The organism is Paenibacillus konkukensis, assembly GCF_023523925.1.
Classification (GTDB): domain Bacteria; phylum Bacillota; class Bacilli; order Paenibacillales; family NBRC-103111; genus Paenibacillus_S; species Paenibacillus_S doosanensis.
The window spans coordinates 5768041-5784500 of sequence record NZ_CP027059.1; the positions used below are offsets into that span (position 1 = coordinate 5768041).

A 16460-nucleotide genomic window follows, 5' to 3' on the forward strand; every position below is an offset into this window, starting at 1 on the left:
GTGAAAAACAAGCAGCCTGCGGTCGATAGAAGTTTCCACCCGCTCTTGCAGCCGGATTTTTTTCATTTTAAACCACTAAAGCGGGAAAATCCGTCTACAAAAGCGACCGCTCACGCTACTCCAACTTTTTATCGACTCTTCGGTCACTTTTTCACCACGTTTCTAAAAGTGTGGTGAAAAAGTAGACTTCACTAGTCGAAGGCAATCTGGAGAAGCGCAGCTGTTGTCTTTGTTCCCGAATTATTTAACCCATTGAAGGGCTAATTATTCAAGAAATTCGGGATGGGCAGCGATCGGAAGAGGCTTTCGCCTGCGCAGAAGGCGACCCTTCAGAGGCGCAGTACACTCACAACGGACACAGCGGCCGTTATATCAACCCTATCGGCCATTTTGGAATTCTAACGGACACAGATGCAGCTATTAGTTGGCAGAGCCTCCATAGAAAGCGATTCGGAGCTATGTAAGCGCCATGACGTCCGTTACGTTGAAAAAGCGTCTGTTTGCGACGACTTTAGCTCTCCTGTGTCCGTTACACTTAGAAACGGTTCGATGCTCGGTTCCGGGGGCTACATCTCCTGCAGCTCCCTTCCAGAGCGTTCGGGCGCGTTCCCGTTCCTAAAAAAAAGCTTGGGCGAGCAGCGTTTGAAGGCGCTCAAACCAAGCCTGCAGCCAAGCCAATGTCTAAACAGATACGTTGGAGCATGAAGAGGGAATGGGATACCGGATTCCAAACGCTGTGAACATGACTTTAAAAGCGTGGTGAAAACGGATTTTCTCCATAGAAAAAAGGAAATAACCATCCGAAAAATCCGGTTTCAATAGCGATTGGAGGATCAAATGGACGCCGCAGCGGACTTTTTCACCACCCTTCTAAGAGTCTGTCCGACGGAGTTACTTTTGTAGGTCCCTTCGGAGTAAGACTCGGTTTTCAAATGATTTTTCATCACGATTTGAGTATAATCACTGTGTCTTTCTTTGCCTTTGTGGGAGTTACGCCGCTTTTTTACGTTTTTGGGCAGACCTCTCCCGTTTATACACCGTGGATGGTTTGGGATATCTGGCAGAATGAAGCTTTCTTAAATTATAGCTTAAAGCCAAAAGGACGAACTCACCCTCAACCTTATCTTCGCCACGGAGGTGAAACTGACGAAAGCCCTGACATTCTTTCATTTGCCCCCACGCGGGTTCCACGATGGCTTTACGTAACCGGTAAATGTCTTTACCGGCATCGCTTTGCACTTTGGTTCTCATGGCTTCTCGGATCGGATCGCCTTCATTGCGTTTGACCCTTCGTTTACCGGATCCGGACTTAACGCAGTCCTTTTGAAACGGGCAGGTCAGGCAGGCATCGCTCATATACACCCATTGAGTCGCTTTTTGAGGATCCTTTTCATAGTATGTGTACTTGTGGATCAGCGTTTGTCCCGCTGGGCACACATAGGTATCCGTTTCCGGGATATACGTAAAGTTGGTTTTATCGTACGGATTCCCGTGCTGCTTGTTTTCACGGGTTGCCGCGATGTAGGCGTCGGTCTCGGCCTTCGTCGCCGCCTGAATGTTGTCCGCACTAAAGTACCCTGCGTCCGCACTCACTTTCTCGGGCACCTTTCCCGTTATGTTGCGGATGGAACCGAGCACCGGCTGGAATTGGTGTTGGTCGCTGCTGCTAGGGTTCATCTGCAGTCCGACGATGAATCCCTGATCCGCATCTACGGCAATTTGCGGATTATATCCTTGGATGACGCCTTGGGTTTTCGTATCCATGATTTGGGAATCTGGATCGGTAAAGTTAAATTGATCTTTGTCCGGTGTCTTCGATTCCTCTACCGGTTTGCGAGTTTCCAACTGTCTGAGCGCCTCTCTGATTTTTTCAAGTCGGGATTGGCGATTGGTCACCGATTCCGGCAACAGCGAAAGGGGCTCTTCGTTCTCTTGGTCGTCTATCTGGCCGGCTTGCTCGAGAGCTTCGCGGATTTCCTTTTCCAGACGCTCGATTTCCTGGTTCATCCGATCTCGCGACATCGACTTATGCTTCGATGCATGGGCTTTCAGCTTCGAACCATCGATGCTGACATGACCGAGGGACACGTACCCTAGCTGTATGGCGATGTGTACCACTTGTTTGAAAAGTCCCGGTAATGATTCGAGGTGATCCTTTCGAAAATCGCTGAGCGTACGGAAATCCGGTCGATGGCCGCCACATAGCCAACGAAAAGGAATATTTTCATCCATAGCCTGACGAAGGGTCCGGGAGGTGAACACACCCGTAGCATAGCCATAGAACCATAACTTCAAAAGCATGGCGGGGTGATAGGCTTCTTCTCCGCGATGGGAATACCGATTTGTCATGACCGTGAGATCCAACTGATCCACGATGTCGCTAACAAGCCGCACTAAATGATCTTCAGGGATCCAATCGCTCAAATACATCGGAAACAATTCACCTTGTTCCGTGGAGTAAGATTTAAATTTTGCCATAAACCACACACCCTTTTTTACCAGATAAACAGATTACAGTTAAGTTTCGCGACGAAACTATGCTTTTCCTGTTTCGTCGGACAGACTCCTAAAAGCTCGGTGAAAAAGCAAACTTCGCTAAGCGAGAGCAATCTGAAGAAGCGTCAGCGTTCGCCTTTGTTCTCGGATTTCCCCCGTTACACGGGCTTACTTATTCAAGAAATCCGGGAACAAGAGCGATCGGAAGATGCTTTCGCATGCGAAGTGGGCGTTTTTCACCATCCTCCTAAAAGCCCGGTGGAAAAGTGGCCGGAGAGTCGGTAGAGAGTTGGAACAGCGTCAGCGTTCGACTAAGAAAAACGGACTTTCTCATAAAAAAAGGAAACAACATTCAAAAAAATCCGATTTCAATAGCAATTGGAAGATTAAATGGGCGCCGCACGCATCCTTGAAAAGGCGCAGATAGAATTTTTCTCACAGCCAAACTTTCCCGTTGCATTCCTCTGTGAGCCGGTATAATGGATGTAAGTCACAGCAGCAAAGGAAGTGAAAGCAATGGTAAACAAACATTGGGAAACGAGTCTGAGCAAATTTATGACCAAAATTCTCCGGCATACGCCTGAAGCGTTCGGAGTGACCTTGGACCCGCAAGACGGCTCTTGTCCGATAGAAGACCTGCTGAAGGCGGTTCAGACAGAACCGAAGTGGTCGCATATTACCGCAGACGATATTCGCGGAGTCGTCGACCGGTCGGAGAAGCAGCGCTTCGAGATTCGCGCGGGGCGCATCCGGGCCAGATACGGGCATAGTCATGATAAAGTCCAATACGAGCGGGGGACGCCGCCGCTCATTCTATATCACGGCACGAACGAGAGGGCGCTGCCCTCGATTATGGAGGAAGGCATCCGGCCGATGGGAAGAAAATACGTTCATCTCTCGGAAGGAACGCAATTTGCTGCGATGGCGGGCAGCCGCCGGGGCGAGCTCGTCATTTTGCAAGTGCGCACCCGGGAGGCTGCGGTAGCCGGGGTCGAGTTCTATTATGCCGGCAATGAAGTATGGCTGGCCGAACGGATTCCGGCGGATTGCTGCACGTTGTTGGCGGCGGATTGAACAAGTCCCGGCGGCCTATTCTGCTATTGTGTGTCAAACTTAACAAGGCAGTATTTCCATTCCGTGCTATACTGAAATCAACAAGAACAGACGGAGGGAAATCCATTGAATAAGAAACATGCATTGTCCTTGATCGGCGCTTTGGTAGTGGGAGTGGTCGGCGGCGTAGGTCTGATGATGAACGATTCGGCGTACGGTTCGGTGAAGGAAGCTCTTGGAGGTCAAGCGACGCAAAATGCCATCGGCAAGGTAGATGCGAACGGCACGCTGACGGTTCAGGTATCGAATATGGATTTGGAGACGGCGTTAATGCAGGTCCAGTCCCAGCGCGCCGATCTGTTGGATCAGCAGTTGAAGCAGCAGATGGAAGAGGTACAGAAGCGGAACGAATTGATCATGAAGATGAACGATATGCTTAGCGAGCTGCGGTCGCTGCGGCCGCAAAAAGCGGGAGATACGGCGGCCGTTCCGGCCGGCCTGAAAAGCAAGCTGGCCGAAGCAAGCATAACCGTTTCCGGCGATAAGCTGACCCAGGCGGAGTTCGACGCACTGCTGGATAAGCTCCGCGGCTCTATCGATTCGGCGAGCAATTCTCAACAGATGGATATGCTGCGCCTGCAGAGCTTGACGAACAAACGCAATGAAGCTTTCGATACCATGTCGAATTTTATTAAAAAAATGCAAGATTCCCGCAGCAGCATCATTGGAAATATGCGATAATAGAAGCAGTACGGGGAACCTGTCGCTCGGCAGGTTTCTTTTTTTCGTCGTAATTCCTTATAGAGGCTGGGGAGAATGGCAATGTCCGTCAACATGGTTGAATTTTTGAAACATCATACGCTGCTGCACGGCGTTCCGGAGGAAGAGCTGGAGAAAGCCGCTGTCACGATGCAGTCGGCTTCTTTTGCTGACGGGGAATGGCTGATGCATGAGGGGATGGAAGGCGACGATTGCTTCTTCATTGCAGAAGGTCGGGTGCAGGTCATCTCCCGCAGCTTGACAGGCAGAGCGGTGATGCTGGCCGAGCTCGGTCCCGGTGCATTAATAGGCGAGATCGCTTTGATCCGCAACGAAAAACGAACGGCAGGCATTAAAGCGGCGGGCGATGTCATGACGCTGCGCCTTGACCGGGCCGCGTTCGAGCGGCTTGCCGAAGCAAGCCCGTACTTTCACGAAAGCCTCTCCTTCGCCGCGGAGCTGCGTTACGTTCACGGGCTTCTGCGCAAAGCCTCGATCTGGTCGGCCATTCCCGATTCAGAGCTGCGGGGGCTTGCGGAAATAACGGTCAGACGCAAGGTGAGCCGGGGACAGACCGTCGTTCGGGAAGGGGATACGGCCCAATGGTTTTATATGGTCGCAAGCGGCAGGCTGGAGGCGTATACTACCCCCCAGCGGGCGCATGCGTTCGAGACCGGCGATTATTTCGGCGAGACGGCGCTTTTGACCGATACGACGCAGAGCGGTACCGTAACGGCCGTCGAGGATAGCGAGCTGCTTGTGATGGGCAAGACGGAGTTTCTGGCGATATTGCAGCATTATGCCCCGGTGCGGCGACAGTTCGCCGAGGTGCTGCGCATTCGCCGTCCGGATTTGACTGCGGCCGCGGAGCAGCTATTGGCCGAGGAGCCGGGGAACGCGCCCGCGGAAACCGCGTCGGACGCCTTAACGGCGGCGGCCGAGAGTCCGGCGGGGAGCGGACAGCCGAAGCCGTCGCGATGGATGGATACGCTGCTTGCGATCGGCGGCGGTTTCGTCTTGTTCACCCTGCTAGCGGCTTGGCTGCAAAGTCCGTTATGGTCTGCAGCGGCCTTGACCGCCGGCTCTCTGGTAGGGCCGGTCACGTTCGTTGCCTTCGTCAGAGGCTCGCAGCTGCTCGGCTTCCGGGCTTCACGGCTTGCCTGGGTGTTCGTCTCCTCGGCGGCCGTCGCCGTTCCGCTCGCCTGGATCGTGGAGCGGGCCTGGTTGTTCGGTCCCGGCGGCGCATCGTTCGCGCAGCTGGATATTCCCGCGGCGGTCGCGCTGATCGAAGAAGCGGCGAAGCTGATCATTTGCACGGCGCTGCTGCGGAGCAGCCGCATGCGCTTCCTCATGGACGCCGTCGTCTTCGGGGCGGCGGCCGGAATGGGCTTCGCGGCCGTAGAGAGCCTGATCTACGGCTGGACGTATTTGCAGCAGAGCTCTACGGGCAGCATGCTCGCCGTGCTATGGGTGCGGGCGCTCCTGTCGCCGCTCGGACACGGCACCTGGACGGCAATTGCCGCCACGGGCGTCTGGTACGGGCTCTCGGCGGGAGCGGGACGCCGGACGGCGGCGGCTCCGGCCATCCGCTGGCTTAAGGCCGCCGGGCTGCTGATCGTCGCCGTCGTGCTGCACGCCGTGTGGGATTACCACGGCTTGGAGGGAGCCGCGCGATTCGCGTCGATGATTGCCGTCGGCGCGGCCGGGCTGCTCATTCTGTACGGGCTCATCCGTACGGGAACGAAGGAGGAGCGCCATGCCGTGGCGGCGCTGAACCCGACGCTGCCCGGCGAGCTTCGGGAGCTTACAGGCGAAGGGTCCGGCGTTAAGCAGCTGCCGCTCGTGTGCGCGGCCTGCGGCACGCAATCTCCGCCGCATGCCCGCTATTGCGCCCGCTGCGGACAAGCGCTGCGGGCGCGCCCGGACGCTTAAGGCGGCTGCCGCGCCAGAAGCGCGGGATTCCCGGCCGCACCGGAAGGCGGTATTTCCAAGATGGAGCTTGATGTTTGCGTGCAAAAGCGGGATAATTAACCATTGGATAAAAATATGCAAAGGGGTTATAACGCATGGATACGCATGAAACGAATCTGGAAAAATACGCCGAGCTTGTCGTCAAGGTAGGGGTCAACATTCAACCGGGGCAGGTGCTGTTCGTCGAGTCGCCGCTCGAAGCCGCGCCGTTTACCCGGAAGGTCGTGCAAAAAGCATACGAGGCGGGAGCGAAATACGTTCAAGTCGCATGGGACGACGAAGCGGTCACCCGCACCCGGTTCGAATACGCGCCGGACGACTCGTTCGGATTTTATCCCGAATGGACGGCGCGAATGATGGAGCAGCTGGCCGAGGGCGGCGGAGCGCTGCTGAATATTAAGGTGCCGAATCCGGATTTGTATCAAGGGATCGATGCCGCGAAAGTATCGGCCGCTACCCGTGCCGCTTCGCGGGCCAGGCAGAAATTCCAAGGCTATGTGCGCAACAAGACGTTCAGCTGGTGTCTGGTGAAGGCTCCGACCCGGGCTTGGGCGGCCAAAGTATTCCCCGAGCTGCCGCCGGAGCGGCAGGTCGAGGCTATGTGGGAGACGCTGTTTAAGATCAACCGGGTCGACGCCGCCGATCCTGTAGCCGCCTGGCACGAGCATATTGCCAAGCTGAAGAGCATGAGAGAGCGGCTCAATCATAAAAAGTACAAGCGGCTGCATTACAAAGCGCCCGGCACCGACTTATCCGTCGAGCTGCCGGAAGGGCATGTGTGGTACGGCGGAGCCGGCTTGAACGATCAGGGCGTGTCCTTCGTCGCCAATATGCCGACCGAGGAAGTTTACACGCTGCCGAAGCGCGACGGCGTCAACGGGACCGTTCGCAGCACCAAGCCGCTCAATTTGAACGGCCGCCTGGTCGACCGGTTCTCCTTCCGCTTTGAGAACGGACGGATCGTCGACTATGCGGCCGAGGTCGGACAGGAGCATTTGGCCGATTTGCTGTCGACGGACGAAGGCGCCGAATATTTGGGCGAAGTTGCGCTCGTTCCTTACGACTCGCCGATTTCCAACTTGAACCGCATTTTCTACAATACCGGCGTCGATGAGAACGCCTCATGCCATCTGGCCATCGGCAGCGCTTATCCGTTCACCCTGGAGAACGGAACGAAGCTGTCGAAGGAAGAGTTGGTGCAACGGGGCGCGAACGTCAGCTTGACGCATGTCGACTTTATGATCGGATCGGCGGAGCTAGACATCGACGGAGAATTGGCGGACGGCACGCTGGAGCCGGTCTTCCGAAAAGGCAACTGGGCTTTGTAACAACAGATACGAACGGACGGATCGAAAAACGGGAGGGGAGCGGATTGACGGCCAAAACGAATGCCAGCCGCATGCTCGACAAGCTGCGCGTCCCCTACACGCTGCATGAATACGATTGGGACGAGAATCAGCTGGATGCGGCGACCGTAGCGGGCAAGGTCGGGATTGATTGCGAGCGGCTGTACAAGACGCTGGTGCTGCGGGGGGATAAGACGGGCGTCATTATGGCCTGCATTCCCGGCCATCGCGAGCTTGATCTAAAGCGCCTCGCCGCGGCCAGCGGCAACAAGAAGGTCGAGATGACGCCGGTCAAGGACATCGCTGCGCTGACAGGCTACATCCGCGGCGGGGTATCTCCGCTCGGAGTGAAGAAGAAATACCCTCTGTATATCGACCGCTCGGTGCTGCCGCTTGACGTCGTCAGCATTAGCGCCGGCCGGCGGGGACTGCAGATTTTTCTGAAGGGCGAAGATTTGGTCAGCGCCTGCGAAGGAATCGTCAGCGATATTGTGCAGTGAAAAGCGGAGGCCGCATCATGGAAAGACAGGCGGAAGGGACCCGGGGAGAGACGATTAGTCTCTCGCGGGTCCCTTTTTGCCGTACGTTTCGTCAAGCAGCATCCGCTCGAAACGCTCGTCCGGTCTGTGTGAGCATTGCAGTAAATCAGCGAGGGCGGAGCGGCGCGATCCGCTGATGCCAACGGGGCCTTTTAAGCTCGGCGCTAGCTGCCGGGGACAGCGGTAAGCGGTGCTGTTCGCGAACGGCGCAGCGGCTTGCAGCGGCGGCGAAGCCGAACTGCGGCCGGCGATCAATTGCTGCCCGCCGCTTGCAAGCAGGGCCGGACGTCTTCGGCGTGCGCGAGGGAGGGGAGCTTCCGTTTCTCCATCTCTCTCCGGAGCAAAGCGATAAATTCGTCGTCCAATTGAAGCTCGAGTGCTTCCATGTAGCAGTGCATCAATTCCTGGTCTCCAAGGTTGTACATTCCAACGGCTCTCCTTTTACTTCATAGGCTTGCAGATCGAAGCATTTGGCCGCCGACTCGGCAATATGCTTGAATTTGCGGGCTCTGCGCACGATTTCATCGGACATTTCCTGAAGAAACTGTTCATCGGACAAGGCGTCTGCCAGCAGACGGATTTGATCCTTGTTATTGAACAGGACTGTCTGGATGGCCAGCGTCAAATATTCCTGATCATCGTTATCAGGTATTTGAAAAGAATGTTTTAAATTAGAAAGGTTGTTCATGTTTTCTCCACAATTGCCATATTTATACTATTTATTATAACTCAAGCTCCATTCACCATCAGCGCAAAAGTTTTGCATAAGTGTACAAATATTTTTGCATTTTCGCTAATTTTTTTGAGAAAAAACGAAAAGAGATTGCATATTTGGACAAGTCCATAATATACAATCTCTTTTCAATTTGGTAAAATAATGAAAAAGAATTAATACCAAGTTTCGCTAATGCTGTTGTTTTTTCTTATGTAGTCGCTTGCTGTTTTGGCGAACATTTTCATAACGGCTTGTCCTTCGGAGGCGGATAAGGAATGGGATTCAAACCATTTCTGATCCTTGAAAAGATTCAGAACGTCTTGCGCATCCATTTGTTTCAATGAACGCACCACATGATGCAAACCAGGAGAATAAGTTACAGCTACCATGCATGTTTCACCTCTTTCCCGACAATTATTTACATTTGTTACATCCTTTATTATATCAGAAAAATGGAAAAATCAAGGGGGATTTTGGTGAAATCCAAAATTTTTTTTCGAATTGTCGTACTGGCCCTGATTGCAATGCATGCTTGGTTCGGATATGTGACATTTCATTATCCTTACTTGGGGATTTTGTTGAAACAAAGCAGCTCCGGAGAGTGGATCGTTCGACAATTGGAGACCGATAGCGCCAGTTTGAAGCTGAACGTGCGTCCGGGCGATGTCGTTCGGGAAATCGACGGACAGGCTCCGGATGAACATCTGACGATCCGGCATTGGAGAATCCTGGAGCAAGCCGAGGATATCGTGCTGAACCGCAGCGGAGAACTCATCCCCATCGATACCAGAAACGTGAGTGACGGCGCCTCCACCGATATTTCGCCGGTATTCGGAGAGCTGCTGTGCCTGGCCTTCGCGCTGCTGCTGTACGTCAAGGCGGGCCATTCCTTATCTTCCCGGATGTTTGCGCTCGTATTTTTAAACATCGGCTTCATGTTTGCCTGCCTGGGCGCTTCCCAGAGGGGAGACATACTCGGGAAGATCGCGATCAGCTCCTTGATGATCGCTTTGCCGGTTATATTTCTGCACTTTTTGATCGCTTTCCTGGAGGAGAAGGGCGAGATCCGGTTTGAATTCATCCGTTCGCTGCTGCGTTATTTGTACGGTTTTGTCGCAATGTCGTTTTTGCTCCGGCTGCCTTTTTATATCCCGGCCGTGTCCAATTATTTGTACGCTTCTTCCATCAAGTGGGTCATCGGATTTTTCTTGCTGGGGCTTTCGCTCAACTTCGTTTTTCTCGCTTATGTCTATTTGAAATTCCGCAAGCAGAACTCTTACTTATCCGTTATTATCAAGACCATCCTGTGGACATTGACCATTTCCTTTTTTCCGTTTGCTTTCCTGTCGTTCGTCCCTCAGCTGCTGTTCGGACAAGACGGCGTCAGCTCCTTGTACACGTCATGGTTCGTCTTGTTTTTCCCGATATCGTTCACTTATCTGATCATGTCCAAGCAGCTGTACGACATCGATCTGGTGCTGCGCCGAATTGTCTTCACGACGGTCATCTCGGTAATTCCGAGCGGGGCGATCGTCGGCTTGAACGCGATGGTGTTTCAGCAAGCGGCGAGCTTGGGGCATTTGCTGGTCAGCTTTATTTTCATCCTGATGCTGCTTTCCTTCGTCATGTATTCACTGGAATATTTTGCTACCAAGCTGGAAGCCGTCATGTTTCCGCGCAAATATCAGCTGCAGAACGCGCTGAAGAAGATTGCCTTCAATCTGCAGTCCATTTCGAGCTTCCGGGAATTGAAGGAGATTATTCTGGTCGACATCGTGCATACGCTGCAGGTGTTCGGAGCGGCCATCGTATTCAAATACAACGACAGGCTGGAGACGGTCATCGAGGGAGAGCTGCAGCAGGCTGAGGTGGAGAGGCTCGCTTCGATGGATCATCCGGAGCATCCGTCTCTGCTGCGGTTTGAGGTGAACCGGCATGAGGAATACACGAGCTATCTGATCATTTCCCGCAAAAGAATGAATACGTTTCTCGGCATGGAGGAGGTGCATTGGCTCAAGCTGATCATCTCGTATCTGGCGGTCAGTCTGGAAAATATGCATTTGATAGGGAAGCTGCACGTGCGCTTGCAGCGGCTCGCCTCCCAACTGCCTAACGAGGACGCCTCCAAAGACTTCATCTGGTTCCGCAAGCTGATGTTCGAGCTGCAGGAAGCCGAACGCAAGCGGATTGCCACCGATCTGCACGACACGACGCTGCAGGATCTGTTCTTCCTGAAGAAGCGGTTCGCGGCGATCGCAGAGAGGGGGATATTCCAGGCGGAGGATGAGGAGACGATGCGAAATATCATCGATTACGTCGAGATTATTAATACGAATCTTCGCCAAAGCTGCTTCGAGCTTCATCCGCATTTGCTGTACGAGGTGGGGCTGATTCGCACGATTCAGAAGGTGGTTGAGCACGAAGCTCCGCTCTGCCCGTTCCAGCTGAATTTCAGCGCCAAGGGGGCGGAGCGGATCGAGGGCTGGGACCTGGATACGAAAAGGCATTTTTTCCGCGTCGTTCAGGAGCTGCTGAACAATGCCAAGAAGCATTCGCAGGCTACGCGGGTGGGCCTTAAGATTACCGCCGAGAACGAGAACATTTTGCTGTTCTATGAAGACGACGGAATCGGCTTTAACGTGCTGCGGGCCAGCGAAGCCGAGCTTGAAATCGGCGCTTCCGGAACGGGCATGGAGCAGATGAAGAGCCGCGTGCTGTATTTGGACGGGCAGATGAATGTGAGAACGGGCAGGGGCAAGGGGCTGCAAATTTGGATAACGGTGCCGATAAGGGAGGTGTTAACCGCATGAATTATACGATGAGTGTCCTGATCGTTGACGATCATCCGGTTATGGCAAAGGCGACGAAGGGAATTCTGGAGCAAATACCGGGAATCGAGGTGATCGGGATCGCGGGCAGCGGAGCGGCTTGCCTCGATTTTGTCGATATGCATCGGCCGGACATCGTCTTCCTCGATTATCATTTGCCGGATCAGTTCGGAAGCGCCGTGGCGAAGGACATTAAGGAGAGCTACCCGCAGACGCATGTCGTTATTTTTACGGGGATCGATATTGCGGATATGTATAACCATCTCCTGGAGATCGGGGTCAGCGGCATTATTTCCAAAGAAGCGGGGGAGAGCGTCGTGCAGACGATGGCCAGAGCGCTGATGGACGGGTGCACGGTGCTTCCTTTGCCGCTGTACCGCAGCATGAGGCTGGTAACGGGGGCGGCCTCCCAAGAGGTGGTGCTGACGAGCGATGAGGTGCAGATTATGTCCATGCTGGTCAAAGGCGCTACGCACGAGCAGATCGCCAATGAAATCTATGTAAGCAAGCGTTCCGTAGACAATTATTTGAAAAAAATTTACAACAAGCTTGGCGTGAAAACCAAGGTGCAGGCGCTGGAGCAGTTCGTTCAAAGCAAATATTATTCGGAATCGGTCAGGGGGGAGTAGCGTGAAGCGGGATGTGCTGGAACATATGCTGGCTTTGGTTGACCGTTACGTTTCAACCGACGATCTGAATCGGCTGCTCAAGCGGTTTATCGGAGCGAGAGCGGAGGGAGGCAGCCGCTGGAGCGAGCTGACGGAATCCGCTTACAGGATGATGGGCGGGAAGTCCGCCGCCGATATGACGGAGGCAGCCGCGCTATCGGAGCTGATCATGCTGACGCTGGATATCGTCGACGATTTGCAGGACCGCGACAAGCCGCATAAGGCATGGATGACTTGCCCCGAGCCGTTCACGCTCAATGCGGTGCTTGCTCTGCTGGCGGCGTTTATGGGCGAGGTCGGGCGGCTGCAGCGCCGGTACGCTTCGTTTTCCCCGTACATGGCGACAACTGTGAGCGAGCTGATCGCCGCCGCCGTGAGCGGCCAGCAGAAGGATTTGAATCCTGCGGCCAATATCGCCGATGAAGCGGATTATTTCGCTATGGTGCAGCTCAAATCGGGCTCGCTCATCCGGCTTGCTTGTTATATGGGCTATGCTTTGGCGGAGAACGTGCCCGAAGCGGCGGCGAAGCGGCTCGACGAGCTGTGTTATTGCCTCGGCGTCGTAGCGCAGATTGAGAACGACGTGAAAAATATGCTCGCTCTCGATGTGCGCGGCGATCTGATCCAGCGCAAACGAACGCTGCCGATTCTGCATTTGCTCTCGAACGGTGCGGAGGAGTTTCCGGCGCTGCAAGAGCTGTACGAGGGCCGGCTGGAGGAGCGGGAGTTTGCGGAGCGGCATAGGGAGGAATGCATGCGCTATATTGAAGCGTCCGGGTGCATTGAATATTCGCGAATCGTGCAGTCCTTGTATTACGACAAGGCGGTCGAGCTGTACGAATCGATAGACGCTGCGCCGGCGGAGAAGGAACGCTTCAGGCTCGCCGCCCTGGCGCCTTATGAAGCGGCAGGCTTAGGAAAAAACGTTTGACATTTCGTCATGATCGAAGTAGTATAATGACGACAAGTTCATCTATTGTGTAGGAGTTAATGGAGAGATACACATGAATTGCTGACTTTACGGTCAAGCAGTTTATGTGTTTTTTTGTGTTTCGGGGGCGGTTCGACCGAAAACGCTGCATCGCTGTCTGCAATGCTAATTCATACGTCTAATGGGAGACGGGAGAGGAATGATTGTATGCAAACCGAGAAACCGATCATTATTGCCCACCGCGGAGCGAAAGGAATGGCCCCGGAGAATACTTTGGGAGCTTTCAGGCTGGGTGTGGAGCAAGGCTGCGAGGCTATCGAGCTCGACGTTCATTTGTCGGCGGACGGGGAAATCATCGTATGCCACGACGAGACGCTCGATCGGACGACCAACGGCAAAGGAATGATTTGCGAGAAGACGCTGGCCGAGATCAAGAGTCTGGACGCCGGTTCCTGGCATTCCGAGGCGTACCGGGGCGAGACCGTGCCGACGCTTGGCGAAGTGTTCGATGCCGTGCCCGGCTCCTTGATGATTAACGTGGAAGTGAAGCAATCGTATGACGGGAATATGGACCGCAAGCTGGTGCAGTTTTTGCGCGAGCGCGATCTGTTCGACCGCGTCGTCGTCTCTTCCTTCGACCATCAATGTCTGCATCGTATTAAGGTGCTGGAGCCGAAGACGAAGATCGGTCTGCTATATCAGCTCAGATTATACAATCCCGCCGCTTATGCCAAGACGTTCGGCGTCGACGTCTATTCCCTGCATCCGTACCATCGTCTGATAGACCGCGAAGAAGTGGAGCAGGCGATCCGGGCGGGCTTGCACATGTATCCGTACACGGCGAACGAAGAGCAGGACCTCAAGGCGCTGATCGACTGGGGCGTCTCCGGCATTATTACCGATTATCCGGGCCGATTGAAAGATTTGCTGGCCCTCGGCGGCGTATAGGCTGCTTTTGTTGACGAGCGGCCGGAGCGCGGACGCATTTGCCAGTGGGGAGCGGTTAGCGGTACACTACATCTTATGAAAGGAGATGGAGTATGCCGCAGCTCATCGTTAGAGGCATCGCAGCAGAGCAAATGTGCAAGATCAGCGAATCGTTAGTGAAGGAATTGGCGGAGATTTGCGAATGCGGGACGGATAATTTTGTGATCGACTGCCTCCATGTGACATCCGTGTTTGACGGCAGCGTGGTCGAGACGTTCCCGTTTATCGAGATCGCCTGGTTCGAACGGGGGCTTCAGACAAGAGACCGCTTCGCCAAAGCGGTGGCCGATCATGTAAAGGCGCTGGGCATCCCGGAAGTGGAAATGGCGTTTACGACCTACCGGGAGGACAGCTACTACTTGAACGGCGAGCGCCGCTTTGATTCGGCGGAATAAGAGGAGATGGCAAGATGCCGGCGTTTCTTAACGGAAGCGCGCGGCATCTTGTTCGTTCCGGCGGCCGTATACCGGCTAAACAAGCCATTGCCGCTCCGCCTTGGGCAGCTTGGCGACGACGAGCTCATACGATTCGCGGAACATCGTGACGAGGACGTCATCCGGCACCGTTCCGCTCAGGATGACGGTATTCCAATGTTTTTTGTTCATATGATACCCGGGAATGACGGCACCGGGATACGTTTCGCGCTGCAGCCACGCTTCGTCCGGCAGCGTCTTCAAATTGACGCTTTCTACGCCCTGCTGTTTGCCGAGCAAGGCGAATATTTTGTTGCGAACGTAGAGCACCGGCATATCCGGATCGAACGGGTACCGCAAGCTGGTGCCGTAATAGGTAAGACCGAGCTCGATTAATCGTTCATGATTCATATTCATGTTCGGTTTGTTCCCTGCCCTTGATATTAGATTTTTGGTGCAATTTGCGGATTGCCCGCAATCTAAAAACAGGACAGCCGGCCCGGCTGTCCTGTTTTAGCATACGGCACGGTTAAATGTGCATCGTATCCACATAGTTCGGACTTCCGCTCAGTAGCCAGTTGCGATGGCGCACGGCGGTTTCGTCCCGTTCCGGTTCGCCGTAAGACCACGTTTCTCCGGAGCCTTCTACATACTCTTTGATCAGCATCAGCAGAGCGGCGCTCCATTGCCGCGCTCCTTTGATACCCGGAACGAGCGGATAATATTTGTCGTAAGCGGCCCGGATCAGGGCGTGAGCGACTTCCTGAAGCACGCTCGGAACGTCCGCTTTTTCCAGCTTGGCGGCCAGCGTTTCGGGCATGTCGAGCTGATCCGTGGCCGCGTGGCTCTCGTATTCGAATTCCGTGATGACGCCCTGCTCTTTGGCCATCCACAGCTTCATCCGGTCGAGAGCCGGCTTGAATGCCGCAGGCACCGATACGGTCAGCTCCGGTTCCGGCTGGTCGAGGTTGATCACGAACGATTCCCCGAATTTGTTCAGCCTGGCGTTGCCGCGGACACCGAGCCAGCGAAGAGCGAGCAGCGCGTGAGTTCTCACCTTGCCGTCCACTTCCTCGTTGCGGCATACTCTCCGCAGCAGCTTCTCGCTGCGCGGATCGGGCACCATGCAGAGCAGACGTACGGCCGTCAGAACGGCTTCCGGATCTTCTATCCATTTATTGACATGCTCGAATATCGCATCGAACGATTCTTCCATCAGCCAGTCCAGTTCGATCCGGCGGGCGGCATATTCGGGCAGCGTAAGCAGACCTTGCTCCTTCAACGTGTCGATGCCGTGCTTCTCGACCAGTTCATCGTAAGCTTTGTGCATATCTGCGGCCATTTCTTCAAATAGCGGCTTGTCCTTCTCGCTGACGCCTTTCATTTGCGAAATAAGCTGCATCCATTCGCCCAGCGCGCCGGGATTTTGCTGCCACAGCATCATTGAGAACGTTATCAAATCGCGGTCGAATTCCAGCAATTCATGATGCAGCGCATAGCGTGCGAGCACCGTTTGGGCGTCATGTTCTTTACGCATAAGACTCAGAGCCAGAATCAGGCCGTTCCACGCATTTCCGTTCGCCCGATCCTCCAGGATTGCGCGATAAAAGCAAAAGGCGGCGGCGCCGTAAGAGTCTGCTTGCAAGTAATGTCGGCCCAGTCCGCCGATATCTTGGTATTGGCTCATTCATTTTACCCCCATGACTTAATTGACTATAAATAGAAGTATACCTTATATGTTCGTCCGTTGAAAT

The 16460-nt window shown here is 54.3% G+C and carries 16 protein-coding genes; 10 read left to right on the forward strand and 6 right to left on the reverse strand.

The genetic code is table 11. From position 1 onward, the window contains the following. Positions 1-990 precede the first annotated feature (990 nt). Complete coding sequence (locus SK3146_RS25105) at positions 991-2478, reverse strand: IS1182 family transposase (protein WP_249861330.1); 1488 nt, start codon at positions 2476-2478, stop codon at positions 991-993. Positions 2479-3012: 534 nt separating this feature from the next. On the opposite strand from SK3146_RS25105, the gene SK3146_RS25110 reads away from it, so the two are divergent. The 5 genes from SK3146_RS25110 (at position 3013) to ybaK (ending at position 8125) form a co-directional block, all read left to right on the forward strand. Next, positions 3013-3570 (forward strand): RNA 2'-phosphotransferase, encoded by a 558-nt coding sequence (locus tag SK3146_RS25110; protein WP_249861331.1) that lies wholly within the window; start codon positions 3013-3015, stop codon positions 3568-3570. Positions 3571-3675: 105 nt separating this feature from the next. Then, positions 3676-4290 (forward strand): hypothetical protein, encoded by a 615-nt coding sequence (locus SK3146_RS25115; protein ID WP_249861332.1) that lies wholly within the window; start codon positions 3676-3678, stop codon positions 4288-4290. A gap of 81 nt (positions 4291-4371) precedes the next feature. Then, positions 4372-6240 (forward strand): cyclic nucleotide-binding domain-containing protein, encoded by a 1869-nt coding sequence (locus SK3146_RS25120; protein WP_249861333.1) that lies wholly within the window; start codon positions 4372-4374, stop codon positions 6238-6240. Positions 6241-6374: 134 nt separating this feature from the next. Further along, a complete protein-coding gene (locus SK3146_RS25125) occupies positions 6375-7607 on the forward strand; it encodes an aminopeptidase (RefSeq protein ID WP_249861334.1) in 1233 nt (410 codons plus the stop codon). 44 nt (positions 7608-7651) lie between these two features. Then, positions 7652-8125 (forward strand): Cys-tRNA(Pro) deacylase, encoded by a 474-nt coding sequence (ybaK, locus tag SK3146_RS25130; RefSeq protein ID WP_249861335.1) that lies wholly within the window; start codon positions 7652-7654, stop codon positions 8123-8125. Between the two features lie 290 nt (positions 8126-8415). Here ybaK and SK3146_RS25135 read toward each other — a convergent pair whose 3' ends face one another. The 3 genes from SK3146_RS25135 to SK3146_RS25145 all read right to left on the reverse strand — a co-directional run bounded on the left by SK3146_RS25135 (position 8416) and on the right by SK3146_RS25145 (position 9268). Continuing rightward, positions 8416-8589, reverse strand: coding sequence for a sporulation histidine kinase inhibitor Sda (locus SK3146_RS25135; protein ID WP_249861336.1), 174 nt, complete (start codon positions 8587-8589; stop codon positions 8416-8418). Next, a complete protein-coding gene (locus SK3146_RS25140) occupies positions 8562-8789 on the reverse strand; it encodes a hypothetical protein (RefSeq protein WP_249861337.1) in 228 nt (75 codons plus the stop codon). The genes SK3146_RS25135 and SK3146_RS25140 overlap by 28 nt, the downstream gene beginning before the upstream one ends. A gap of 263 nt (positions 8790-9052) precedes the next feature. After that, positions 9053-9268 (reverse strand): hypothetical protein, encoded by a 216-nt coding sequence (locus SK3146_RS25145; protein ID WP_249861338.1) that lies wholly within the window; start codon positions 9266-9268, stop codon positions 9053-9055. Between the two features lie 87 nt (positions 9269-9355). Between SK3146_RS25145 and SK3146_RS25150 the strand changes: the two genes are divergently transcribed. The 5 genes from SK3146_RS25150 (at position 9356) to SK3146_RS25170 (ending at position 14688) form a co-directional block, all read left to right on the forward strand. Then, positions 9356-11689: an ATP-binding protein gene (locus SK3146_RS25150; protein WP_249861339.1), complete on the forward strand. Its 2334-nt coding sequence runs from the start codon at positions 9356-9358 to the stop codon at positions 11687-11689. Further along, entirely contained in the window at positions 11686-12336 is a 651-nt protein-coding gene (locus tag SK3146_RS25155; RefSeq protein ID WP_249861340.1) for a response regulator transcription factor, read from the forward strand. Before SK3146_RS25150 ends, SK3146_RS25155 begins: the two co-directional genes overlap by 4 nt. Position 12337: 1 nt before the next feature. Further along, complete coding sequence (locus tag SK3146_RS25160) at positions 12338-13306, forward strand: polyprenyl synthetase family protein (protein WP_249861341.1); 969 nt, start codon at positions 12338-12340, stop codon at positions 13304-13306. 207 nt (positions 13307-13513) lie between these two features. Then, entirely contained in the window at positions 13514-14254 is a 741-nt protein-coding gene (locus SK3146_RS25165) for a glycerophosphodiester phosphodiesterase (protein WP_249861342.1), read from the forward strand. A 92-nt stretch (positions 14255-14346) separates the two neighbouring features. Beyond that, complete coding sequence (locus tag SK3146_RS25170; protein WP_249861343.1) at positions 14347-14688, forward strand: DUF1904 family protein; 342 nt, start codon at positions 14347-14349, stop codon at positions 14686-14688. Positions 14689-14763: 75 nt separating this feature from the next. On the opposite strand, the gene SK3146_RS25175 is transcribed toward SK3146_RS25170, so the two are convergent. Both SK3146_RS25175 and SK3146_RS25180 read right to left on the reverse strand, forming a co-directional pair. Next, positions 14764-15123, reverse strand: coding sequence for an MmcQ/YjbR family DNA-binding protein (locus SK3146_RS25175; RefSeq protein WP_249861344.1), 360 nt, complete (start codon positions 15121-15123; stop codon positions 14764-14766). A gap of 112 nt (positions 15124-15235) precedes the next feature. Then, entirely contained in the window at positions 15236-16393 is a 1158-nt protein-coding gene (locus SK3146_RS25180) for a HEAT repeat domain-containing protein (protein WP_249861345.1), read from the reverse strand. Positions 16394-16460: the final 67 nt, after the last annotated feature.